The 318-nt window shown below is 68.9% G+C and carries 1 protein-coding gene; it reads right to left on the bottom strand.

All coding sequences use genetic code 11. The features are described from left to right. Positions 1-318, bottom strand: a 318-nt coding sequence (locus tag BN2475_RS35255) for a pyridoxal-phosphate dependent enzyme (protein WP_425435462.1), incomplete at both ends; no start/stop codon positions are given.

The following is a 318-nucleotide window of genomic DNA, read 5'->3' as shown; positions in this document are numbered from 1 at the left end:
ACGAGTCGTCGGTCTGCACGCCGATCACCCGGATCTCCGGGCGCACCGATTTCACGTACGCGGCCACGCCCGCCGCCAGCCCGCCGCCGCCGATCGGCACGAAGATCGCATGGATCGGCCCCTGGTGCTGGCTGAGGATTTCCATCGCGACGGTGCCCTGGCCCGCGATCACGTACGGATCGTCGAACGGATGCACGAAGCTCAGGCCGCGCTCTTCCTGCAGCTGCACCGCGTGCGCGTACGCGTCGCTATACGACTCGCCGTACTGCACCACCTCGACGGTCGGGCCACCGTGCGCACGCACCGCGTCGACCTTCA

The sequence above is a fragment of the Paraburkholderia ribeironis genome, assembly GCF_900019265.1.
Classification (GTDB): domain Bacteria; phylum Pseudomonadota; class Gammaproteobacteria; order Burkholderiales; family Burkholderiaceae; genus Paraburkholderia; species Paraburkholderia ribeironis.
This window is presented reverse-complemented; position numbering and strand designations above follow the sequence as displayed.